A 21,763-nucleotide genomic window follows, 5' to 3' on the forward strand; every position below is an offset into this window, starting at 1 on the left:
GATGGGCAAAGAGCATGTTATACCACCGATTGCCTATCCTCAGTGTAGCGTATTGGATGTGCCAACGGACGCGCCGACATTAAGTCGAGCGCCTTGGTACAAAGAATCTAGTCATGATAGTTTTGATTTTGTTGTGCCTGGTATCGACTTTGATGATGCGGTTACGCTGTTGAAGAAAAATGGTGATGTGCTCAACGTAACAAGTGACGTAGTGAAAAGCTCTGGGAAAGCTGGCGCGCTATACGAAGACTTAATCAAAGTATCGGTTAAACGCTTCGAAAGGACGGTCCGTGAAGTGGCCGACGAAGCAAAAGCCGCTCAAAAATACACTCCCGAGATGGGGCGAAAAATCATTGCGGCTCGCCGAACAATGATAAGCGAACTCAAAGGAGTATCTCCAGTTGGCACTTATTTCAAATTCGAACCCAATTACCCAGAGCTAAAATCCGCCATAAAAACGGAGAGAATCGCAAAGAGGCTACAGACTCTGTCGGAACGAGGCGTTGTTTCGAGCCCCAGTGTTCGATCCCTTGTTAAGAAGGGGAGACGAAACCTTCCGGTGTCGGAAAAGTACGTACAAACGTCTCGCCGATATGCCAAATCTTTAAAGCGGCTAGGTGGTTTTGTGGAGGCCGTGCAAATCGCGCCAGAAATAGCTACTGTTTTGACTACAGACGACCAAGAAGAGTTTAAGCGGTCCCTCGCATCACTAGCGGGCGCAGGCACTGGATTGCTCGTTTCTCGTGCCGCGCCATTCCTTTGTTTAGGTTTCGGACTTGCAACTGGTGGCTTTGGGCTGATTGCTTGCGGAGTCGCTATCAATGTCGCGGGTGGCACGATTCTGGCTGACATTGTCGAGCTGCAGACAAAGCAAATCTTAGACGCGCACACACTATAACTTCCGCAAATCACGACATTAATATACTGGCGTATTAATTTGGCAATCTTCCAAATATTCTCGACACATTTACATAATGCTACATCCGAACCATATGAGTGGGAAGAAATCTGAAGCGGCGGCATCGTCGATCATATGATCTTTCCTAAAACGAGTAATCTTCTAGATGGACGCGAGAATACATCCTTGCAGCCGTTCTATACCTAGAAAACTCAGTTCGACCGTGCGGATTCAAGTTAAAACGACAATAATAGGCATCATCTCAAGTCGATTGATTGTCATTGGTGTGCATAGTACGCTTTCGACACTCAGTACCGCTATTGGATCAAGAACCATTGATCTTTGAAGGCGGAAGGTGGAGATCTAGCTATGAGAAATTTTGAGATTTGCGCTAAGTTCGAATTGTTTCCAAGTGGGCACAAACTACCACCAGCATTCAACTTTTCGTCAATGAACTTTGTCCACAATAGCGGCAGCAAACCTTTGGTCTTGACGGAAGCGAACGAGAATGGATTGAGATTTGAAGATCAAGGTATCAAGGTAACTTTGCCAACTGATGCAGACGCGATCAGCATTCGCTGTGGCTCATGGGCAGATCATGTACTCATCGAATGCTATGATCGTAGCGGTACGCTTGTTGCCTCGCAAAATGTAGTGCCCTCTGGATATCTAGACTTCGAGCTAGTGGGAAACCAGATAAGGACCGTGGCGTTTTTAGGTGGTTCAAACGAAGCGCTGATTGCGAGCATCTGTGCCAGTCTCGATTGCGACTGATTATTCAATTGAACTGGAAACGCACCTAAAAGGTCTGATTCCGGTCAAAAAATCATATCCGGTACAAGCGTATTTAGTGACATCTAGTTTGATTATGGCATTTTACTTGAAGCGAACAACCCTCTGTAGCTCAACGGTCGTTTCACAATTCAAATGACAGAACGATACTATGAATTGAGCACGATGCATCAGATCGCAAATCCGTTGAGTCGTCTCGCCACTAGGTGTCCAAAGCGGACCTTGGGTTAGTGTCGGCTTTGTCCCGCATCCTGTGAATTCCATTTCTGAAATCCAATGACTGTAATGGTGGCGGGGCTGATGGCCCCGCCACCTTCGTTTCGTGGGCCAGCGGGATTTGGACAAGCCCAACGCCCCTGGCCGTCAGGGTGAGGGCGCTGCCCTCCCCCTCGGGCAACCCTATTAGACAGGGCCGTGTCCTCGGCTGCCCCTGCGGGCCGCACCACCCTGTCGAATATCATTGCCTCGCCCCCTCCCGCGTTCGCCACGTGGCAGATTGGCAGGAACAGGCGGCTTAGCCGTCTGACCTGCAAATCTGCCCTGATTTTCCGAAGGGAAGGTCAGATCAAACGAAACAACCTACGGGAGCCTGAAATGGGGGTGCTGGGTCAATTCATGACGCAAAGGTCAAATTTGTCTGACGTTCAACATGGTGTGGTCACGCAGTGGCACATGATTCAGTGGCTTCCCTCCGGACATATCAATCATGATCTCTAGGTAGTCCTGGACCGTTACCCGCAGGTCAAGAAATGGAAAGGGCAATGCGGTCGCGCGCAAAGCCTCCGTTGGTCAATATAGGTGAAAAATCAACCCGGATTAAGAAGGTGATTGGGGAACAACTGACCTGCTCTGTTCTATTCTTCAACCTCCGCTACTCGTGCAGGAAAAGCCGCTCCTTCAGCGCCTCCACCATCAATCGTTCAATGTCGGCCAAGCGCATGCCCTTCTCGTACGCCAAGCGATAAACCAGATCGGCAATTTCTGAATTCTTAGGGCCAAAGAGATGCCAGTCATTCAGTTCATGAGAATCTGGATGGCTCCCGTCCTGTGGAGGGTCTGGATCAGTCATCGCATTTCCCTAGCCTTCAACGCTCCAAACTCCTCTGCACTCATCAAGATGAACGCTCGCCTGCCTCGTTTGATTATCCTAACCGGGGAAGCGGTTGCCGCTGTCCAGAGGGTCTTAGGCCTCCGACGCAACTGAGTGATCGTAAATTCAGGAAATTCATTCATTTACCTCATCTCCAGGGTCTCGGCGTAGAGCGGCTGGCAAGCCACTGAACGGTATTGAGTCGTCTGGAAACCGTCGGAGACTGGGCTACCCTGTTCACCGCCGCCATTGCTGTATGTGCGCCCTTCTCTGTGACTGAGCGGGCTACTTGGCCCGAACCAGACACCGAAATTCGCGCGAGAGAATGGGCAACACGATCTATCCCGAGATTTGCGGATGCGAGCGTTTCCGAAATGCCGGGAACTTTGAGGATGACCAGGCTACCGAGCATCATGACAAACATAAACCCCAACAGATCGCCAATGTTACTCACCGATGCCATGTCAGTAGGTGCGACGTCCTGGGCGATGACAAGAACCACCCCGGCTGCGGCTGCCATCATCAACGGGATGAGTGCGGCCTGAATCGTAGCTCGAAGCCACCCTTCAAAGATCCCTGTCGTTGGTTTGAACATCGTGCACAAAAGCGCCGCGGGAGCGAGCACAATCATCAATGCGATGACGATCTTCGCCATTCCCAAGACAACGACGCAAATGACAGAGAAAAACACCGCAACAAGAAACACTACGACACTGGCAATCGCACCAGCTATAAAACTGCCATTCTGCGCAACGGCATTGCCAGCGTTCACGCTTCCTTCGTAAAGTTGATCCAGACCAGCGTATAGGCCATCCACGGCCGCTTCAAAGCCTAGGCTTGCCATGATCGTTCCACCGACCTCAGAAGGTGCATTGGTCAACACTCCGTATACTGAATCAAAATTTGACCAACTCGACAGAAAGGCGGCGACAAGCCCAATACGGGCAATGAGACTGACCCCATTTTGTAGTGTCATCGGCACAGCCTGAATGGCGAGATTTGTCCCTACCAGGGTGATCAGAAGTATAGCCATCACACGAAATACAGGGATCAATTGGCTCGCAATTGCATCAAAAGCTGTCGCTGCCATTGCAGCTGTTGCACCGTCGATCAGGCTCATTACGCTTTCAATGAAACCCATGTCACTCGCCCTCATGACATTGGGCCGAGAAAAACTCTCCGTAGGCCCGCAGAATTGCAACACCTTCGGCATCTGACCATTGGCGGAGTGCACGAATTTCCTGTTGGTTCAGTTCACCGACCGGCTTGTCCAGGCGAAAGTGTATGAATGCACCGAATCCCCAATTGTCAAATGGGCAAGCGCAAGACTGAGCTGCCACCGCCCTTTCCTTTGCGGCCAGCTGGTAGGCATTGCGCGCCTGCCCGCGATTAGCAATATGCTGTTCAAACACCGTCAGTTGAGGCATTTGCGGTTCACACTCAGAAGCCGCTCCTAATAGCGGCACTGTCGCCACAATCAGAGAAATTGCTGTCGCTTTACAAACCGAAATCATAGTTGTGCTCCCCTTCTATCTCGGCAAGGCGTTCTTCAACCGCGTCTCTGCGAGCTTCGTTAACCGAATACTCTCGTTCAGCCTGTCGTTGACGATCTCCCAACTCCGCTCGTCTTCCATCCAGCACTGCAATGCTTCGACCAACCGACCGTGCGAAAGTAGAAGCTCGTTCACGCAATCTTCCAATCCAGTCACTCGAGCGTTCATCGCCTGCACCCATTGCCTCTCCAAGTTTTCCAAGCTTTTGGCTGAGGTTTCGGATGCTGCGGTCAACCGCTCCACATATCTGAGCAATTCGCGCTCGAGTGCTGTCAGGCTCGCCATGGTTCATTCCTTCCCGATCCGAATACAGGGAAGAACTTGATCCTCGATCGTGCAACGAGTCGTTCTGCTGCGAGAAGGATCCAAAATCAGATATGTTGCCTCCGCTTCGTTGATCTTCGTGATCCCAAGGGCGTTCGATTCTGTCCGTTTGGTCAGTTCCACCACTGCCAACGCCGTCGCAATGATCATCACGATCGCAAGGCCAAATGCTGAATAGATCATCGCTGGCAACCTCATCTCGGTTCGGCGAATTTGCTTGGTCTGGCGCCGTAAGCTCGACGAGATCTCGTTCACGAGCTGTGCCGTATCGCCCGCGATTGTAGTCTGCGCGCGCATCACAATACGTTCGATATCGGTCGACAAGCTCTGCACTTGACCATCCATCAAGGCGAGATGGTCCGCGACCCTCTCCTCGATCTCCGAGGTCAGTCGCTCGTTCAACCGTTGTTTCTGTTCTCCAGTTTTCATTGAAAATCTCCCCTCGGAGACGCCAGCGCTCGCCACTCTCCGGATCTTTGACAGTTATGTAGTTCTTGCCCAGCCTGGGCAGTTCAAAGCCCGCTTCATTCAATGCGGTGGCAATCTCGTCGCGGTTTGTCAGTATGCCCACCGATACCTGATCAAGGATCCATTCATGTAGCGCCTCGCGCCCCTTCGCTTTTTGGGGAGCTTCGGGGACGAGGCACACTTCCTGCCGGCGCGTCTCATCCATTGGATCTGCCCAACCGTAGGCCTTGTTAAACATGTCACGCAAACTATCGAACACACGTTCATAGCCAGGTGGTGCGACATTGAGGCTCCGTCCGCTCGTCAACTCCATGCGAGGCGTACAGAAATGCAGTTCGACACGGCATTCGTGGCTGTGGCGGACCCACAAGGTAGAAAATTGATCGGCATCAAGGCCCGCGAAAGCCAAATCCTCAAAACGGTCGATTACTTCCTGCTGTTGGAACTCTGTCGGATCATCACCAGGAGCAAAGCTGATGACACCGGCCCTATAGCTCCAACCATGCGGACAAGCATCAATCAGCATTTTCATGTGACCGGGATTGCCGCGCAGAACTTCTGGCAGCGGGTCGCGTATGACAGTTTCCGGCTCGCCTGATGCTTTGCGGATAAGGTCGCGGTTCTCATCGTAAGCAAGCACCTCACGTGCAACTAGATAGTTGACCGGCGCGTTGCCACCGCCTTGGCCGTTTCGGAAGAACTTGATCAGCATCGGGCGTGCTCCTGCATGAGTGCACCCAACTGGCGCTCAATGGTGACGAGGCGAGCGGAGACATCAAGCAGGTCGATTTGCGCGCTTTGTCCGCGGCGGTCAGCCGAGTTCAGACAGCGGGCAATCTGATTGAGGTTGCTGCCAATCCGGCCAACCGCCAACATCAGGGCCGGATCAACACGCGGCATGGGCTTGCGTCGACGAGCGGAGGTTTGCCCAAGCGCTTCGCGCATAAGGTCAGCTGCGGGTATCCCGGCAGCGGCGGCCTTGGTACGAAGCTCAGACTTTTCAGATGCTGTGCAACGGAAAACGAAGGTTTCTGTCAGCGGCTCCTTTGCGCGTGCCTTAGCCGCATCGGAGGGGTTTGAAGGGGAGGCTTGCCGCCCCTCACGAGGTCCCGTGTCAGAAGCGACAGCGTATGACATGGGTCGCCTTGCTCTTTGCTCAGATTGCACGACACCTACCCTCCCGCTTTTCGAAGGGGCCAGCCATTTGCACGACTATCGAAATCTGATTTTGCTCAAGCGTACTTCCTTTAGGCCCTGGCCATTTCCCCGGCAGCCAATATCCTCGACGGCCTTCGTGAACTTGTTCTGACATGCATTCATGCAACGGCGGCAAACCCCGAGCACGAAGCCTGTCGTCCCACTCGCGTTCGAAAATGCTCCCGCCGGATGGAGCGTGTTCCAGCGCCAAGGCGGATTGCCCCCCATCAGGAAAATCCGTCGCAGTGCGCTGGTCTTTTCTTAATTTTGGATTCTCTATGTTTGGTGGACGTTTTTGTCCGGAGACGCTGGACACATTTGTCCTTCTTTGGAGACATTTTTGTCCACGGCTAGCACCGCGCAGGTGGACAATTTTGTCCGTCTTTCCCGCTTCCTGCTCTTCCCTTAAATTGTGAGCTTCCACATGAGAGGCGGGACTGATTTGATAAGTCGTCGGCGTGCTCGTGTTCTTTCCAGGCTCGATCAGGAACCATTTTCCATGCAGTTCCTTGATCGAGCGCTGGACAGTTTTGGTACAAATTCCGAGGTCATCGGCGATCACCGAGTGCGCAGTTTTTGCTAACTTCTGCCGCACATTGTAGCGCACCATCACCAAATAGAGCCCGACTTGAACCGCCCTGGCACTGAGACCTTTATCTTGTGATAGTAGTCGCAACCACTGCAATTTGACTTCGTTAAATGGGCGGAGTTCAGACATAGCGAACCTGCCAAATGCCGTTTACACTCCGCCCGTAAGTCACTGATTTCTCGTAGTGAACAAAACGGGCTCGTTTACATAATAAACGTGAAAAATCAGCGTTTAGAGCCGGATTGCAAATCCGTGTACACCGGTTCGATTCCGGTACTCGCCTCCATTTGTTTTCAATAGCTTAGCGGTTTTCCTTTTTTGCTTGAAAATGCGTCTAAACAAATGTCTAAACATTCTGTTTTTGTTCCGTTCTTTCGCACAGTTCTGACGCTCGCCGAATTATCAGCAAAATCTATCGGTCGCCTGCGTCCCCAAGAGCTATAAGAAGCAAGATTGCGAGCAATGGACTACCGACCAGAGAGATAAGAATCCAGATGATCACACTGCGACCACGGTCATTTGCCATTCTTGCAGGTAGGAGAATGTAGAGCCAAAGCAAGAACGCAAGAACGGCTAGGACCAATACAAATTCGATCATGGTATCCAGTGGCCTTTGTTGAATTTTTGGCTGGTGACCGACAACAGCCAATTAGTGGTTTTGTTCAATTCGCATTTGCTGCGCCTGTAACGCTCTGACTTTCTGACGAACCGTTTTCGTGTAGTGCAGAACCATCGCGGGACTTTGTCCCGTCACCGAGGCCACGAGATCATCCCCGCAACCCGCCTCGACCAACTCACAGGCCGCGTTATAGCGCCAGCTATGAATATCGTAGTCCAACGCGCCAATCGCCTGCCTAATGTTCCTGATGGCCTGAGAGGCCCCACGATACGACCAGCTATTGGTCCCTCGCTCATTAGTCAGAATGAAAACCGAGTGGCGACTAGCAGCGTCCAGCGTTGATTGCAATTCAGGTAAGATCGGAATCCAGAGCTCCTTGCCTGTTTTATTCTGACGAATAACAAACCCGCCTTCTTGAATATCGGACCACCGCATTTCCAGAACATCACCGATCCTTTGCCCAGTGCCGACGCATAGCTCCATCAGCAAACGCTCTCTTGTTCCGACAGGACAGTTGGCACGGAAAGCATCCAACAGCGACTGAGGCCAAGGTTCCCGCTCCTTCTTTGCGCTTTTGAACTCAGCGACACCTTTTGCCGGGTTTGACTCTCGCCAACCGAGGTCAACGCAATGCTCCATGAGGACGCGCAAAACGCGCAGAGAGTAGTTTGCGAAATAGGGCTTCTCCGCATTCGCATCCCGAAGCCGGATCACGTCCTTGCGCTTCATCGCCGCTGGGTTTGCGTCCGCCATGATCCCGACAAAAAAATCCAGATACTTGTCGTAGTCCAACGCTGTTCGCGGCTTAAGCCGCTTGTAACGCGGCGACTTGCGGTAATGTTCCACCAGCGCCCTAAAGTTACGCGATACAACCCGCTTCGGCGCCTCTTTGCAGGACAGAATGTCAGAATACTCTCTCCAAAACTCCGGCGTCGCAAACTCACTTTGGAACTTCTGAGAGGGCCATCCACGCCGCTGGAAATATAGACCATTCCTTTGTTTGTAGACGTGTCTTGGTAGCTCACGTTTTGCCATGGCGCATATCTATCCCCTCAAATTCGTCAGCATCGTCTCTTTTGGTTAATACGATCTCTATTTTTCGGCCATCGACCGAGATACGGCTGACAGACTTACCAGCATTCTCAAATGCTTTGAGCAAGCCCAGCGCTCTCTGTTCGATGCTTCTCGCCGACATTTCTCTTCCTACATACTTAGCCGTATTAGAATTAGTTTGCGCACCCGATAGGGTGAATGTGCCCAAATGGCCCATGCAAACTGTTCGGATAACTGAGTCTAGTCAGGGAAGAATCTTGCTACAAGAACCAGAGATATTTTCTGAGCTGAAGCCTGTAATTGTTTCGCTAAGCACATACAGGGATTAGCGTCCTTTTGATCACAACGCCTGGCTTTCCTGTTTACTGCCCCCATGGAATATTCGCCTTAGAACCCCCATATACGACCGACGCACCAAGACAGAGGGGGAACTGAGTTGAGCACTTACAAGAAAACAGCGGACGCCATCACCAAGCTGTCACCCGAGCAATATCGTGTGACGCAAGAAAACGGCACCGAGCGGCCCGGAAGTGGTGAGTATCTTGGCAACAAGGAGCCGGGAATTTATGTTGATATCGTCTCAGGCGAACCTTTATTTGCGTCATCCGACAAATACGAAAGCGGCTGTGGCTGGCCCAGCTTTACCAAGCCGATAGAGCCTGCTCATGTGGCCGAGTTGCGCGACGCAACTTTGGGCATGGTCAGGACTGAAGTTCGGTCAACCCATGGCGACAGCCATTTGGGACACGTCTTCCCCGATGGGCCGAAAGATCGCGGCGGTCTGCGCTATTGCATCAACTCTGCCTCGCTTCGCTTCGTGCACCGCGACGACATGGAAGCCGAAGGCTATGGTGACTACATTAACCAAGTGGAGGATATCTGATGACACATCAACGAGCGGTCTTTGCCGGTGGGTGTTTTTGGGGCATGCAGGACCTGATCCGCAAGCTGCCCGGTGTCACCGCGACCCGCGTGGGATATACCGGCGGCGACGTGCCCAACGCGACCTATCGCAACCACGGCAGTCATGCCGAAGCGATCGAAATCGAGTTTGACCCCGGCAAGATCACCTATCGCCGGTTGTTGGAATTTTTCTTCCAGATCCACGACCCAACCACGCCAATGCGGCAAGGCAATGACAGGGGCAGTTCTTACCGCTCGGCCATCTATTATGTCGACGACGCCCAGAAAGCAGAGGCGCTGGACACGATCGCCGATGTCGACGCATCTGGCCTGTGGCCCGGCAAAGTCGTGACCGAGGTCGAACCAGCGGGTGATTTTTGGGAGGCTGAGCCCGAACATCAGGATTATCTGGAGCGCGTTCCCAACGGCTACACCTGCCACTTTGTGCGCCCTGATTGGGTTCTTCCCAAGCGCGACGCAGCCGAGTAAAGCCACCACCCAGCCCGCGAGCCTGTGTGCCGCGGGCTGGGTGCGACCTATCTGCGACCTTTCTTGTCGCACCAAAAGGCCTTGCCGCCCTTGCCTGCATATCGTTATCTGCTCAACGATCATGATGAGCTTTCGCACCCTCTCTCCTGTCCATCGGCACACCCGCTCGGTTGTCGCGCAATGCGTCAGCATCTTCCCGGCGGCGATCTTGGCTGTGTGCGTCATCGCCCCAACAGCACAGGCCGAACCGATTACGGTGTTCGCGGCGGCGAGTCTGAAAGGCGCGTTGGACGAGGTCGTACAAGACTACAAGACCCAGAGCGGCAATGACGTTCAACTGTCCTATGCCGGGTCGTCGGTGCTGGCGCGCCAAATTTCACTTGGGGCGCCGGTGGATCTGTTTATTTCGGCAAATACGGATTGGATGGAGGTTCTGGACCAAGGCGGCCATATCGCATCTGGAACGCGGGTTGATCTTCTGGGCAATACACTGGTTCTGATTGCCCCTGCCACGGCGACGCCGCCAACGCCAGACGAGCTGAAAGATTTAGCCGGGTATCTGGACACTCGCCGGTTCGCCATGGCGCTGGTCCAAGCGGTGCCAGCCGGCATCTATGGCAAGGCGGCGTTAAAGCATCTTGGGCAGTGGGACGATCTGGCCCCGCTTGTCGCGCAGACCGACAATGTCCGCGCAGCTTTGGCGCTTGTCGCACTTGGGCAGACACCATTGGGCGTCGTCTATGGCAGCGACGCGCAAGCCGAACCAAAGGTGCAAGTCGTTATGACATTCGCACCGGACAGCCACCCTGCAATCAAGTACCCGGCAGCCATCATAGCCAATGGAAACCAGCTTGAGGCAGGCGCATTTCTGGATTGGCTGCAACAAAACGCAGCAATGCAGACCTTCATCGACAACGGCTTTACCGCGTTGGAGGGATCATGACCGGATGGCTCGGCCCCGAAGAATGGCAGGCCGTTGCTTTGTCATTGAAAGTCGCCATCTGGGCCACGATCCTATCGCTTCCGTTTGCCATTTTTGTCTCGCATGCCTTGGCGCGGTGGGACTTTCGCGGCAAGCAAATTGCCAATGGTGTGGTCCACCTGCCCCTGATCTTGCCGCCGGTCGTTACGGGTTATCTTCTGTTGCTGATCTTTGGTGTCACAGGTCCCGGTGGCCGTCTGCTTGACGCGTTGGGTTTGGGCATTGCGTTTCAATGGACTGGCGCCGCCTTGGCCGCCGCGATCATGGGATTTCCCCTGATGGTGCGCGCCATTCGCCAGTCTATCGAGGCGGTCGATCAACGGTTGGAAGACGCCGCTGCAACCCTTGGGGCCAGCCGCCTGCAAATCTTTGCAACCGTCACCCTGCCCCTTGCCCTGCCCGGTGTTCTGACCGGCACGATCCTTGGCTTCGCGAAAGCCATGGGCGAATTTGGAGCGACCATTACTTTTGTGTCGAACATTCCGGGCCAAACGCAAACATTGCCGTCGGCCATCTATAGTTTTTTGCAAGTGCCCGGTGGTGAAACTGCAGCAATGCGGCTGGTCATCATCTCGATCATCATCGCTATGGCCGCACTGATCCTGTCCGAGGTCTTTGCCCGGCGCATAAAAAACCGCATGGAGGGCGCATGACCCCCCCAGCTCTCTCCGTTCATCTGCGCCAAGCGCTGGCAAACTTCACGCTGGCAGTGGATTTCAACGCCCCAGCAGGTCTGACCGTACTGTTTGGTGCGTCCGGGTCGGGCAAGACTTCGGTGATTGATGCTGTGGCAGGATTAAGCCGCGCGGCAATGGGGCGGGTAGCTTTGGGAGATCAGGTTTTGATGGACTCAAAGCTCGGCCTGCACCTGCCAACGCATCAACGACAGCTTGGTTATATCTTTCAGGATGCCCGCCTGTTTCCGCACATGAGCGTTGAACGCAATCTGGATTACGCACGTTGGGTCACCCGCGCGCCAAAAGACCGAGTTGCGTTTGATCGGGTTGTCGACATGCTGGGCATCGGCCCGCTTTTGTTACGCCGCCCCAACCGTCTTTCGGGCGGTGAAAAGCAACGCGTCGCCATCGGGCGCGCACTTTTGGCCCGTCCCAAGCTGATCCTGGCTGACGAACCACTGGCCGCGCTGGATGACGCGCGAAAATCAGAAATATTGCCGTATTTCGAACGCTTACGCGACGAAAGTGATGTGCCGATCCTGTATGTCACCCACGCCGCGACCGAGGTCGCGCGGTTGGCCACCACCGTCGTCGCGCTGGATGCGGGCCAAGTGATCCGCCAAGGCACCGCAGCCGAAGTCTTGGGAGATCCCAGTTTTGCCCCCGGCGGGGATCGCGCAATGGGGGCCGTGATCGAAGCGCGCGTAAGAACCCATCACGATGATGGGTTGACCGAGCTGGACGCGGGCGGACTGCCACTGCTTTTGCCCCATGTGGCCCAGTCGCCCGGTGACAGGCTGCGGCTGCGCATCGCGGCGCAGGACGTGATCTTGTCAAAGACCCGGCCCGAAGGGATGTCAGCTCTGAACATTCTGCCCGGCACCATTGCTGACATTCGCATGGGAGACGGGCCGGGGGCTGTCGTGTCACTGGACACGGCCGCCGGGCGGGTATTGGCGCGGTTGACCAAGCGCTCGGTTCATTCATTGGAATTGCGGCAGGGATCAGACGTGTTCGCAGTGGTGAAATCAGTCGCCGTCGCGCCGGGCGATGTTGGCGGGCCTGCCCGTTAAAGCTTGTCGCGTAGTGAAAACCAGAACATCGCCGCCACCAGCAACGGCCAGCGCATTGCGACCCCACCGGGGAAGCGCGGCGTCGGGACCGAGGCCATCAGGTCATACCGTTCCGCCTGACCTGCAATCGCTTCGGCTGCCAGTTTGCCGCCCAGCGTTGCCATCGACACGCCATGCCCGGAATAGCCAGAGGCTGACAGGATATTGCCCTGAAGACGTGCGAAATGCGGCATACGGTTCAACGTGATCCCAAGCGTGCCGCCCCATGCATAGTCGATCTTGGTGTCCTTCAGCTGGGGATAAATCTCTAGCATCGGCTTTGACACCAGCTTCACAATGTCTTTCGGGAACCGATAGCCATAGCTTTCCGCGCCGCCAAACAACATCCGGTTGTCCTCGGACAGCCGGAAATAGTTGATCACGAACTTGCTGTCGGCAACGCCATGGTTTTCGCGGATCAGCTCTTTCGCGAGATCTTCGCCAAGCGGCTCGGTCGCCAGAATAAAATTATTGATCGGCATCACCCGCGCGGCGACCTGTCGTTCGGCGTGACCCAAATAGCCGTTACACGCCCAAAGCACGTGTTTGGCCGACACCTTGGCGCTGTCTGTTTCGACCAGCACAGTCGCGCCCTCAGTGACGCGGTTCGCGCGGCTAACCTCATGTATACGCGCACCTTTTGCCGTGGCGGCCCGTGCAAGCCCGAACGCATAGCGCAGCGGATGGATATGCCCCGCGCCCATATCCAGCGTGCCGCCGTGATAAGCGGGTGATCCGCAGAGGTGGCGCATTTCGTCCCGGTCCACGGGCCGGATCAAGTCATAGCCATAGTCTTCGTTCAGTTTGCGCGCATAGTCGTGGCTGTGCGGCACGAACCGCGCGCGGTGATCGGCATGCAGGATGCCGTCGACGAAATTGGCGTCGGGCGCGTGGGCGGCCACGAGATCACGAACAAGCTGCACACTTTCCAGCGCCATGTCCCAAAGCTTGCGGGCGTCGTCTTTGCCGACCATCTCCTCCAGCTCGTCTTGTTCCAGACGTTGGCCGGTGCCGACCTGCCCTCCATTGCGCCCCGAGGCTCCGAAACCGACCCGGTGCGCCTCTAACAGCACCACGTCATAGCCGCGTTCGGCCAAATGAAGCGCCGCAGACAAGCCTGTGAAACCGCCACCGATAACGCAGACGTCACAGGACAAATCGCCTTCGGCCGCCGGATAGGGTCCGGGGGCGTCAGCGGTCGCTGAATACCACGACTGCGGATAGTTACCGGTCGTGTCGTTGGCGGTCAGAATGTCCATGAAAGCCCCTGCGAAAGTATGGGGCCGACCCAGTTAGTGTCACTGTGGCCGACCCTTTTCTGATCAACCTGCGACCAGCAGGCCCTTTTCTTTGACGATCTCGTATGCTTCGTCCAGGGACTTGCGGGCACGCTCGACCAAGGTGTCAATCTCGTCCTTGGTGATTACCAACGGCGGCGAGATGATCATCCGGTCGCCCACATGACGCATGATCAGGTTGTTGGCAAAACAGCGTTCGCGGGTGATATAGCCAACCGTGCCTTCGTCAGCCTCAAACGGCGCGCGGGCGTCCTTGTCGGGCGTCAGGGCAAGCGACGCCATCATCCCGACAACCTTGGTTTCGCCCACGAAGGGGTGGTCTGCCAGCGAATTCCACTTTTCGGCCAGATAAGGCGCTGTCTCGGCCCCGACACGATCCACGATGCCTTCTTCTTCCAGAATGCGCAGGTTTTCCAACGCGACGGCGCAGGCCACAGGATGGCCGGAATAGGTATAGCCGTGGTTGAATTCAGTCTCTGCCAGCACGTCAGCAACCTTGTCGCACACAATCGACGCGCCAATCGGGACATAGCCCGAGCTAAGACCCTTTGCGACCGTCATGATATCCGGCTGGATGCCCAACGTCTGGCTGCCAAACCAATTACCGGTGCGGCCAAACGCCGTGATCACCTCGTCGACAATCAGAAGGATGTCGTATTTCTTGCAGATGCGCTGGATCTCGGGCCAGTAGCTGGCGGGCGGCACGATCACGCCGCCAGCACCTTGAATCGGCTCACCGATGAAAGCCGCGACGCGCTCTGGGCCAACTTCCTTGATCTTGGCTTCCAGTTGGCGGGCGCGCTCCAGACCGAATTTCTCCGGGTCTGTTTCGCCGCCTTCGGCATACCAGTTGGGTTGATCAATGAATTCGATACCTGGGATCGGCAGGTTGCCCTGCCCGTGCATCCCCTTCATGCCGCCCAACGATGTGCCACCAATGGTCGAGCCATGATAGGCGTTCCAGCGCGAGATGATCACGTCGCGATCCGGCTGGCCTTTTTCGGCCCAATAGGTGCGCACCATACGAATGTTGGTGTCGTTCGCATCCGACCCACCATTGGCAAAGAAGACGTGGTTCAGATCGCCCGGCGCCAGTTGGGCCAGTTTCTGTGCCAGCGCGATGGCGGGCACGTGGGTCGTTTGAAAGAACGTGTTGTAAAACGGCAGCTCTCGCATTTGACGGGCGGCGACGTCTGCCAATTCATCCCGCCCATAGCCGATATTGACGCACCACAGGCCCGCCATTCCATCAAGCAATTCTTCGCCTTCACTGTCTTTCAGCCAGATCCCATCGGCCGAGGTGATCACGCGCACGCCTTTCTGTTTCAACTCACTATCCGTGGTGAAAGGATGCATATGGTGGGCGGCGTCGATGGCCTGAAGCTCGGCGGTGGGCAGGTGGTTGGTGATCTTGTTCATGTCGGGAACTCCTAGAAACAGTCCGAAGCAAGGCCGTTGGCATGGAATCAGTCAGTGCCACGGCCCTGCGAAAAGCTGCGCTCAGAATATGATCAAAAAATCTACTGTCAACGGCGAGACGACAATCTGATCAAATCTTCTCGACCAGAAGCGTCTCGCGAACCTGGGCGATTCCCTGTTCGATGTCGCCGCGAACGGCAGCCGCAACGCGGTCGCCGTCCCCGGACCGCATCGCATCCATCGCTTCGGCGTGCTTGTCGGGCAGGTTGGCGGTTCCATAACGCCCCAGCACCACACGCAACGACGGGCCAGCCCGCAACCAAAGCATATTGGCAATCGAAGACAGCACCTCTGTGCCCGCCAAATCGTAAAGATAGGCATGGAAACGATAGTTGTTTTCCAAATAGCCACGCACGTCGCCACGATCGATGGACGCGTTCAGTTGATCGTCATATTCAACCAGACGCTCAAGATCGGACGGACCAATGTTTTTCGTAGCTAAACGAGCTAATTCTGGCTCAATACTCAAACGAGCAAAGGCGATTTCATTCCACTGCGCCAAGTCCGGTTGCGGCACCGACACGCGGCGATTTCCCTTGAAGATCAGCGCGCCTTCCGATGTCAGCCTGCGGATCGCCTCGCGCACCGGGGTCATACCGACATCCAGCACGCCAACAAGCCCTTGTATGGTCACCGGTTGTCCAGGTGCGAGTTCACCAAACAGAATCATCTCACGCAGTTTGCGATAAACACGTTGGTGGTCTGGCAATTTCGCGGGTTTCTCGGACACGCGCGCCCCCTTCTTAACAAATGTTTTGCCAATTCAGGCACCAAAGATAATCTTTGAAAGCAATCTACTATGCTATCCGCAATTTTACCATATTGCGCAGAAGGTATTTTTTTGATCAAATGTCGCGGATCGGGGCGTTGGCCTCAAACAGGGAGAAATAAGAAATGAAGAAGACTTGGGTAACGTTGGGTGTCGCACTGGCAATGGGGGCAAGTGCCGCCACCGCCGACGAAGTGCGCGTATATAACTGGTCTGACTATATCGACGAAGATCTGCTGGCGAAATTTGAAGAAGAGACCGGGATCGACTTGGTCTATGACGTGTTCGATTCGAACGAAGTGCTTGAAACCAAAATGCTTGCTGGTGGTTCAGGGTATGATGTGGTTGTGCCGACCGCTGACTTCCTGCAACGCCAAATCACCGCAGGCGCATTCCAGAAACTCGACAAGTCAAAGCTGCCGAACATCGCCAACATGTGGGACGTGATTGAAGCGCGCACCGCACAATACGACCCCGGCAATGAGTATTCGATCAACTATATGTGGGGCACGACGGGGCTTGGGATCAACGTTGGCAAGGTGAAGGAAATCCTTGGGGACGACGCGCCAATCGACAGCATGGAACTGGTGCTAAACCCTGAGAACATGGAGAAACTGGCGGAATGCGGTGTGCATTTCCTGGACGCCCCCACCGAGATCATCCCGATGGCACTGAAATATCTGGGTGAAAATCCTGACAGCGCCGACCCGGACGTAATTGCAAAGGTTGAACCTGTCCTGCTGGCGGTCCGCCCTTATATTCAAAAGTTCCACAGTTCAGAATATATCAACGCGCTGGCCAACGGTGATATCTGTGTCGCCGTCGGATGGTCTGGTGATGTGCTGCAAGCACGTGACCGCGCAGCAGAAGCCGATAATGGCGTCGAGATTGCGTATAACGCGTTTACCGAAGGGTCGCTGATGTGGTTTGACCAGATGGCAATCCCGACCGACGCGCCAAATCCGGACGCGGCGCACACATTCCTGAACTTCATCATGGATGCGGAAAACATGGCCGCAGCGTCGAATTACGTCTATTACGCGAATGGCAACAAAGCCTCGCAAGAGTTTCTTGTAGAGGACGTAATTGGCGATCCGGCGATCTATCCGGGTGAAGAGACTGTAAAGAACCTCTATACTAAATCGCCTTATGAATCGAAGGTGCAGCGCGTGTTGACGCGTATGTGGACCAAGATCAAATCGGGCACCTAAGCCCTAGCCTTTGCGCCTCCCGCATGGATTGCTCCTGCGGGGGGCGCCACCTTTTCCCCTCCCGAGGTTATCATGTCTGACGCCGCCACCGCACCGGTCTCTGTTTTCGCACCATGGGAAGACGCCCAGGCCAAGCCTTTGATCCAGTTCCAGAATGTCACCAAACGCTGGGGTGACTTCACTGCGATTGACGACCTTTCCATCGACATTTACCCAGAAGAATTTTTTGCGCTTCTCGGCCCGTCCGGCTGTGGCAAGACCACGATGATGCGGATGCTTGCCGGATTTGAAACGCCGACCGAGGGGAAAATCTTGATCGACGGGCAGGACGTGGCCCGTATCCCGCCAAACAAGCGCGCCGTGAACATGATGTTTCAAAGCTATGCGCTGTTTCCGCACCTGTCGGTTGCTGAGAACATCGCGTTCGGCTTGAAACGCGACAAACAGCCAAAAGACAAGATCGAAGCGCGCGTCGAGGAAATGCTGTCTCTTGTCCAATTGAACAAATTCGCCAACCGCAAACCGCATCAAATCTCGGGCGGTCAACGCCAGCGCGTCGCGCTTGCGCGGTCACTGGCGAAAGCTCCGAAACTGCTGCTCTTGGACGAACCGCTTGGCGCGCTGGACAAAAAGCTGCGCCAAGACACCCAGTTTGAACTGATGGACATTCAGGAAAAGACCGGCACCACCTTCGTGATCGTGACCCACGACCAGGAAGAGGCGATGACCGTCGCCAGCCGGATCGCCGTGATGGATCATGGCAAAATCATTCAGGTGGATACGCCTTCGAAAATTTATGAGGAACCGAAATCCATCTATGTGGCGGACTTCATTGGCGACGTGAACCTGATCAGGGGCAATGTGACCAAGACCAGCGAAGGGCATGCGTCCATCAGTTGGGCCGAAGGGCAATCAGAACTCACAGGTATCGCACGCAGCGAAATAGAAGCAGGCGCGGTTGCGACCTTGGCGGTGCGGCCCGAAAAACTCAGCATCTATACCTCACGCCCCAAGGATCAGACGAACGTGATCAAGGGCAAGGTTCTGGACATCGCCTATCTTGGCAACATGTCCACTTATGTGATCGAGACTGCGTCAGGTGAAACGATCAAGGCGCAGGTCGCCAACACAAGACGCATCCAACGCCGTCAGATCACGTGGGAAGAAAAGGTCTGGCTTAGCTTCACCGACACGGCCGGCGTGGTGTTAAACCAATGAAACGCTTTGGCCTGATCTCTGTCCCCTATCTGTGGCTTCTCGCCCTGTTTCTGGTGCCGTTCCTGATCGTGCTGAAAATCAGCCTGTCAGACACCGCACTTGCCATTCCGCCCTACACCCCGACGCTTGATATCTCGCAAGGGTGGGAAGGCATCAAGGCCTGGTGGATTGCGCTTGATCTGGAAAACTACTTCTGGCTCGCCTCGGATGATCTTTACTGGAAGGCCTATCTGTCCAGCCTGAAGATCGCCATCATCTCGACCATCCTGACGCTGATGGTCGGTTATCCCATCGCCTATGGGATGAGCCGCGCGCCGGACGAATGGCGCCCGACCCTGATGATGTTGATCATCCTGCCATTCTGGACCAGCTTCCTGATCCGCGTTTATTCGTGGAAGGCGATCCTGTCGAACGAGGGGCTGTTGAACCAGCTTTTGATGTATCTGGGCGTTATTCAGGAGCCTCTGGTCATCCTGAACACCAACATCGCCGTCTATATCGGCATCGTTTACACCTATTTGCCATTCATGGTCCTACCGATCTATTCGGCGCTGGAACGGCTGGACGAAAGCCTGCTGGAAGCGGCGGAGGATCTGGGATGTTCCCGCCTGAAAGCCTTCTGGCTCGTGACGATGCCGCTGTCCAAGCAGGGGATCATCGCGGGATCGTTCCTCGTCTTCATCCCGGCCATGGGTGAGTTTGTCATTCCGGCCCTTCTGGGCGGATCGAAAACCCTGATGATCGGTAAGGTCTTGTGGGAGGAGTTCTTCTCGAACCGCGACTGGCCGGTTGCCTCGGCGGTCGCCGTCGTCCTTTTGCTGCTTCTGATCATCCCCATCGTTCTGTTCCAACGGAACGAAGAAAAACAGCGGGAGGCCGAGAAATGAGGCGTCTATCCTGGTTCAACACCGTATCCCTGACGCTGGGCTTTGCGTTCCTCTATATCCCGATGATCATTCTGATCACCTATTCGTTCAACGCAGGCAAACTTGTCACCGTCTGGTCGGGCTTTTCGACCAAGTGGTATGGCGAGCTGTTCCGCAACGAGGCGTTTCTGGACGCGGCATGGGTCACGCTGAAAGTGGCTGTGATGTCGTCGTCCATTGCCACCGTTTTGGGCACCATGGCCGCTTATGTCATGGTGCGGGCGGGCCGCTTCCCCGGTCGCACAGTGTTTTCGGGCATGATCTATGCGCCCCTCGTGATGCCTGAAGTCATCACCGGTCTGTCGCTGCTTTTGCTATTCATCGCAATCGGGTTGGATCGCGGGGTGCTGACGATCGTGCTTGCACACACCACATTCTCGATGTGTTTTGTGTCTGTCGTGGTGTCATCGCGCCTTGTGACCTTCGACCAGTCACTGGAAGAGGCCGCGCTTGATCTGGGCTGCACGGGGTTTGAGGCGTTTCGCCTTGTCACCCTACCCATCATCATGCCCGCGGTCGTATCGGGTTGGCTGTTGGCCTTCACCCTATCGCTGGACGATCTGGTGATCGCCTCATTCACCTCGGGCCCAAGCTCGACCACCCTTCCGATCAAAATCTTCTCGGCGGTGCGTCTGGGGGTCAGTCCTGAAATCAACGCCCTGTCCACGATCATGATCGGCCTTGTGACAGTGGGTGTGATTGGTGCCTCGCTCACCTCGAAACGATCCATTGCCAAACGTCAGAAAGACGAACAAGAGGCCATCATATGAGCGATTTTCTTGAGGAATACGCGCAGTATTGCAAAACCCATGGCCGACCGGACCGGCTTGAGCTGATGTTGTGTGACATCAATGCCGTTCTGCGGGGCAAATGGCTGCCGGGCGATGACGAAAAGAAGCTGACGGAAGGTGCCGTGCGCCTGCCCCATTCGACCTATGTGCCGAATATCTTGGGCGCAGAGGTGACAGAAACCGGGTTGGGCATCGTTGTCGGCGACCCGGACGGACGCATCGTGCCGATCCCCGGATCGCTGAAACCAGTGCCGTGGGCCAAAGGCAACATGGCGCAGGTTCAGGTCGAAATGCTTGACCCGGATACCGGCAAGATCAGTGAATTATCCTCGCGCAAGTTGCTGGCAAACATGGTTGACCGGTTCCACGACAAAGGTTGGCATCCTGTCTTGGCGAGCGAGCTGGAATTCTATCTGATCCAACCGCGCCAGAGCGAAGACGAACCCCCAACCCCGCCCGACCGCAGCCCGGACGCGCAGAACTATGACCTTGAGGTGCTGGAACGCACCCAAGATGTGTTGGACGACATTCTTGAGGTTTCGGCCATTCAAGGTATCGCCACCGATACGCTGATCGCCGAATACGGCCCCGGTCAGTTCGAGGTGAACTTCCACCATACCGATGACGTGATGAAGGCCGCCGACACGGCGTTGTTGTTCAAGCGGCTGGTGCGCGGTGTCGCACGCAATCACGGGATGGAGGCCACGTTTATGGCCAAACCCTATGCCGATCACCCCGGCAATGGGATGCATCTGCACGCCTCGGTCGTGGATCGTGAGGGCAAGAACATCTTTGACGATGGCAGCGGAGAGGCGTCTGATACGCTGCGCGCAGCGGTGGGTGGGTCGCTTGACACCATGCGCGATCTGCAGGCCATCTTTGCACCGCACCTGAACTCCTATCGCCGCTATCGCCCGATGAGCTTTGCCCCCTCGGCCCCCGATTGGGGCTATGACAACCGCGCCGCCGGTGTCCGCCTGCCTGAGGTCTCGGGCCCCGGCGCAAGGCTGGAGCACCGCATCGCAGGGGCGGATGTGAACCCCTATCTGGTCATCACCGCCATTCTCGGCGGCATTCTGCATGGGTTGGAAACGAAACCAGACCTGCCGTTGCCCTTGGATGACCCAAACGCCGAGACCGCACCACGTTTGACCGCAGACTGGATCCGCGCTGTCGACCGGTTCTCGCAATCCGACATCGCCGCCGACATCTTTGGCGAACGCTACCGCGACATCTATTCCGCCGTGCGATTGGATGAAATCGACCAACTGACCAATGAAATCAGTCATGTTGAATATCGCGCCTATCTTGGCCGCCTCTAAGGC

23 protein-coding genes are annotated in these 21,763 nt (G+C 55.3%); 12 read left to right on the plus strand and 11 right to left on the minus strand.

What is annotated here, in order from left to right:
• The first annotated feature begins 1 nt into the window (after position 1).
• The gene (locus MUY35_RS04025) at positions 2-898 is read left to right on the plus strand and encodes a hypothetical protein (protein ID WP_248364104.1); all 897 of its coding nucleotides are present in this window, start codon (positions 2-4) and stop codon (positions 896-898) included.
• A gap of 369 nt (positions 899-1,267) precedes the next feature.
• Positions 1,268-1,672: a hypothetical protein gene (locus MUY35_RS04030; protein WP_248364105.1), complete on the plus strand. Its 405-nt coding sequence runs from the start codon at positions 1,268-1,270 to the stop codon at positions 1,670-1,672.
• Between the two features lie 889 nt (positions 1,673-2,561).
• Here the strand turns inward: MUY35_RS04030 and MUY35_RS04035 are convergent.
• The 8 genes from MUY35_RS04035 to MUY35_RS04070 all read right to left on the minus strand — a co-directional run bounded on the left by MUY35_RS04035 (position 2,562) and on the right by MUY35_RS04070 (position 8,725).
• On the minus strand, positions 2,562-2,759 hold the full coding sequence (locus tag MUY35_RS04035; RefSeq protein ID WP_248364106.1) for a hypothetical protein: 198 nt from the start codon (positions 2,757-2,759) through the stop codon (positions 2,562-2,564).
• Between the two features lie 169 nt (positions 2,760-2,928).
• Positions 2,929-3,921, minus strand: a complete 993-nt coding sequence (locus MUY35_RS04040; protein ID WP_248364107.1) for a type IV secretion system protein — start codon at positions 3,919-3,921, stop codon at positions 2,929-2,931.
• A 1-nt stretch (position 3,922) separates the two neighbouring features.
• Complete coding sequence (locus MUY35_RS04045) at positions 3,923-4,294, minus strand: hypothetical protein (protein ID WP_248364108.1); 372 nt, start codon at positions 4,292-4,294, stop codon at positions 3,923-3,925.
• Entirely contained in the window at positions 4,278-5,837 is a 1,560-nt protein-coding gene (locus MUY35_RS04050; RefSeq protein ID WP_248364109.1) for a relaxase/mobilization nuclease domain-containing protein, read from the minus strand. The genes MUY35_RS04045 and MUY35_RS04050 overlap by 17 nt, the downstream gene beginning before the upstream one ends.
• Entirely contained in the window at positions 5,831-6,070 is a 240-nt protein-coding gene (gene mobC / locus MUY35_RS04055) for a plasmid mobilization relaxosome protein MobC (protein WP_248364110.1), read from the minus strand. Before mobC ends, MUY35_RS04050 begins: the two co-directional genes overlap by 7 nt.
• 211 nt (positions 6,071-6,281) lie before the next feature.
• On the minus strand, positions 6,282-7,040 hold the full coding sequence (locus tag MUY35_RS04060) for a hypothetical protein (RefSeq protein WP_248364111.1): 759 nt from the start codon (positions 7,038-7,040) through the stop codon (positions 6,282-6,284).
• 520 nt (positions 7,041-7,560) lie between these two features.
• Complete coding sequence (locus tag MUY35_RS04065; RefSeq protein WP_248364112.1) at positions 7,561-8,565, minus strand: tyrosine-type recombinase/integrase; 1,005 nt, start codon at positions 8,563-8,565, stop codon at positions 7,561-7,563.
• Entirely contained in the window at positions 8,552-8,725 is a 174-nt protein-coding gene (locus MUY35_RS04070; protein WP_248364114.1) for a hypothetical protein, read from the minus strand. Before MUY35_RS04070 ends, MUY35_RS04065 begins: the two co-directional genes overlap by 14 nt.
• 294 nt (positions 8,726-9,019) lie before the next feature.
• On the opposite strand from MUY35_RS04070, the gene msrB reads away from it, so the two are divergent.
• From msrB to modC, 5 genes are all read left to right on the plus strand, one after another.
• Positions 9,020-9,466: a peptide-methionine (R)-S-oxide reductase MsrB gene (gene msrB, locus MUY35_RS04075; protein WP_248364116.1), complete on the plus strand. Its 447-nt coding sequence runs from the start codon at positions 9,020-9,022 to the stop codon at positions 9,464-9,466.
• Positions 9,466-9,975 carry a peptide-methionine (S)-S-oxide reductase MsrA gene (gene msrA / locus MUY35_RS04080; RefSeq protein WP_248364118.1) on the plus strand — a complete coding sequence of 170 codons (510 nt, stop codon included), beginning with the start codon at positions 9,466-9,468 and terminating at the stop codon, positions 9,973-9,975. The genes msrB and msrA overlap by 1 nt, the downstream gene beginning before the upstream one ends.
• A 124-nt stretch (positions 9,976-10,099) precedes the next feature.
• Positions 10,100-10,918: a molybdate ABC transporter substrate-binding protein gene (modA, locus tag MUY35_RS04085; RefSeq protein ID WP_248364119.1), complete on the plus strand. Its 819-nt coding sequence runs from the start codon at positions 10,100-10,102 to the stop codon at positions 10,916-10,918.
• Positions 10,915-11,610, plus strand: coding sequence for a molybdate ABC transporter permease subunit (modB, locus tag MUY35_RS04090; protein ID WP_248364120.1), 696 nt, complete (start codon positions 10,915-10,917; stop codon positions 11,608-11,610). Before modA ends, modB begins: the two co-directional genes overlap by 4 nt.
• Positions 11,607-12,707 (plus strand): molybdenum ABC transporter ATP-binding protein, encoded by a 1,101-nt coding sequence (gene modC, locus MUY35_RS04095; protein ID WP_248364121.1) that lies wholly within the window; start codon positions 11,607-11,609, stop codon positions 12,705-12,707. Before modB ends, modC begins: the two co-directional genes overlap by 4 nt.
• On the opposite strand, the gene MUY35_RS04100 is transcribed toward modC, so the two are convergent.
• The 3 genes from MUY35_RS04100 to MUY35_RS04110 form a co-directional block, all read right to left on the minus strand.
• The gene (locus tag MUY35_RS04100; protein WP_248364122.1) at positions 12,704-14,005 is read right to left on the minus strand and encodes an FAD-binding oxidoreductase; all 1,302 of its coding nucleotides are present in this window, start codon (positions 14,003-14,005) and stop codon (positions 12,704-12,706) included. The genes modC and MUY35_RS04100 overlap by 4 nt on opposite strands.
• 63 nt (positions 14,006-14,068) lie before the next feature.
• Complete coding sequence (locus tag MUY35_RS04105; protein ID WP_248364123.1) at positions 14,069-15,463, minus strand: aspartate aminotransferase family protein; 1,395 nt, start codon at positions 15,461-15,463, stop codon at positions 14,069-14,071.
• A 130-nt stretch (positions 15,464-15,593) separates the two neighbouring features.
• Positions 15,594-16,253: a GntR family transcriptional regulator gene (locus tag MUY35_RS04110; protein ID WP_248364125.1), complete on the minus strand. Its 660-nt coding sequence runs from the start codon at positions 16,251-16,253 to the stop codon at positions 15,594-15,596.
• 164 nt (positions 16,254-16,417) lie between these two features.
• Between MUY35_RS04110 and MUY35_RS04115 the strand changes: the two genes are divergently transcribed.
• The 5 genes from MUY35_RS04115 to MUY35_RS04135 all read left to right on the plus strand — a co-directional run bounded on the left by MUY35_RS04115 (position 16,418) and on the right by MUY35_RS04135 (position 21,760).
• Positions 16,418-17,503 (plus strand): polyamine ABC transporter substrate-binding protein, encoded by a 1,086-nt coding sequence (locus MUY35_RS04115; RefSeq protein WP_248364127.1) that lies wholly within the window; start codon positions 16,418-16,420, stop codon positions 17,501-17,503.
• 72 nt (positions 17,504-17,575) lie between these two features.
• On the plus strand, positions 17,576-18,721 hold the full coding sequence (locus MUY35_RS04120; protein WP_248364129.1) for an ABC transporter ATP-binding protein: 1,146 nt from the start codon (positions 17,576-17,578) through the stop codon (positions 18,719-18,721).
• A complete protein-coding gene (locus MUY35_RS04125; protein ID WP_248364131.1) occupies positions 18,718-19,608 on the plus strand; it encodes an ABC transporter permease subunit in 891 nt (296 codons plus the stop codon). The genes MUY35_RS04120 and MUY35_RS04125 overlap by 4 nt, the downstream gene beginning before the upstream one ends.
• Positions 19,605-20,417: an ABC transporter permease gene (locus MUY35_RS04130; RefSeq protein ID WP_248364133.1), complete on the plus strand. Its 813-nt coding sequence runs from the start codon at positions 19,605-19,607 to the stop codon at positions 20,415-20,417. The genes MUY35_RS04125 and MUY35_RS04130 overlap by 4 nt, the downstream gene beginning before the upstream one ends.
• Positions 20,414-21,760 (plus strand): glutamine synthetase family protein, encoded by a 1,347-nt coding sequence (locus MUY35_RS04135; protein ID WP_248364135.1) that lies wholly within the window; start codon positions 20,414-20,416, stop codon positions 21,758-21,760. Before MUY35_RS04130 ends, MUY35_RS04135 begins: the two co-directional genes overlap by 4 nt.
• The last annotated feature ends 3 nt before the right edge of the window (positions 21,761-21,763 follow it).

This window comes from Aliiroseovarius sp. S1339 (genome assembly GCF_023195695.1).
Taxonomy (GTDB): Bacteria; Pseudomonadota; Alphaproteobacteria; order Rhodobacterales; family Rhodobacteraceae; genus Aliiroseovarius.

Coding starts and splice junctions, on each gene's coding strand:
- MUY35_RS04025 (WP_248364104.1), top strand. CDS start 2: ATGGGCAAAGAGCATGTTATACCACCGATTGCCTATCCTCAGTGTAGC.
- MUY35_RS04030 (WP_248364105.1), top strand. CDS start 1,268: ATGAGAAATTTTGAGATTTGCGCTAAGTTCGAATTGTTTCCAAGTGGG.
- MUY35_RS04035 (WP_248364106.1), bottom strand. CDS start 2,759: ATGACTGATCCAGACCCTCCACAGGACGGGAGCCATCCAGATTCTCAT.
- MUY35_RS04040 (WP_248364107.1), bottom strand. CDS start 3,921: ATGGGTTTCATTGAAAGCGTAATGAGCCTGATCGACGGTGCAACAGCT.
- MUY35_RS04045 (WP_248364108.1), bottom strand. CDS start 4,294: ATGATTTCGGTTTGTAAAGCGACAGCAATTTCTCTGATTGTGGCGACA.
- MUY35_RS04050 (WP_248364109.1), bottom strand. CDS start 5,837: ATGCTGATCAAGTTCTTCCGAAACGGCCAAGGCGGTGGCAACGCGCCG.
- mobC (WP_248364110.1), bottom strand. CDS start 6,070: ATGCGCGAAGCGCTTGGGCAAACCTCCGCTCGTCGACGCAAGCCCATG.
- MUY35_RS04060 (WP_248364111.1), bottom strand. CDS start 7,040: ATGTCTGAACTCCGCCCATTTAACGAAGTCAAATTGCAGTGGTTGCGA.
- MUY35_RS04065 (WP_248364112.1), bottom strand. CDS start 8,565: ATGGCAAAACGTGAGCTACCAAGACACGTCTACAAACAAAGGAATGGT.
- MUY35_RS04070 (WP_248364114.1), bottom strand. CDS start 8,725: ATGTCGGCGAGAAGCATCGAACAGAGAGCGCTGGGCTTGCTCAAAGCA.
- msrA (WP_248364118.1), top strand. CDS start 9,466: ATGACACATCAACGAGCGGTCTTTGCCGGTGGGTGTTTTTGGGGCATG.
- modA (WP_248364119.1), top strand. CDS start 10,100: ATGAGCTTTCGCACCCTCTCTCCTGTCCATCGGCACACCCGCTCGGTT.
- modB (WP_248364120.1), top strand. CDS start 10,915: ATGACCGGATGGCTCGGCCCCGAAGAATGGCAGGCCGTTGCTTTGTCA.
- modC (WP_248364121.1), top strand. CDS start 11,607: ATGACCCCCCCAGCTCTCTCCGTTCATCTGCGCCAAGCGCTGGCAAAC.
- MUY35_RS04100 (WP_248364122.1), bottom strand. CDS start 14,005: ATGGACATTCTGACCGCCAACGACACGACCGGTAACTATCCGCAGTCG.
- MUY35_RS04105 (WP_248364123.1), bottom strand. CDS start 15,463: ATGAACAAGATCACCAACCACCTGCCCACCGCCGAGCTTCAGGCCATC.
- MUY35_RS04115 (WP_248364127.1), top strand. CDS start 16,418: ATGAAGAAGACTTGGGTAACGTTGGGTGTCGCACTGGCAATGGGGGCA.
- MUY35_RS04120 (WP_248364129.1), top strand. CDS start 17,576: ATGTCTGACGCCGCCACCGCACCGGTCTCTGTTTTCGCACCATGGGAA.
- MUY35_RS04125 (WP_248364131.1), top strand. CDS start 18,718: ATGAAACGCTTTGGCCTGATCTCTGTCCCCTATCTGTGGCTTCTCGCC.
- MUY35_RS04130 (WP_248364133.1), top strand. CDS start 19,605: ATGAGGCGTCTATCCTGGTTCAACACCGTATCCCTGACGCTGGGCTTT.
- MUY35_RS04135 (WP_248364135.1), top strand. CDS start 20,414: ATGAGCGATTTTCTTGAGGAATACGCGCAGTATTGCAAAACCCATGGC.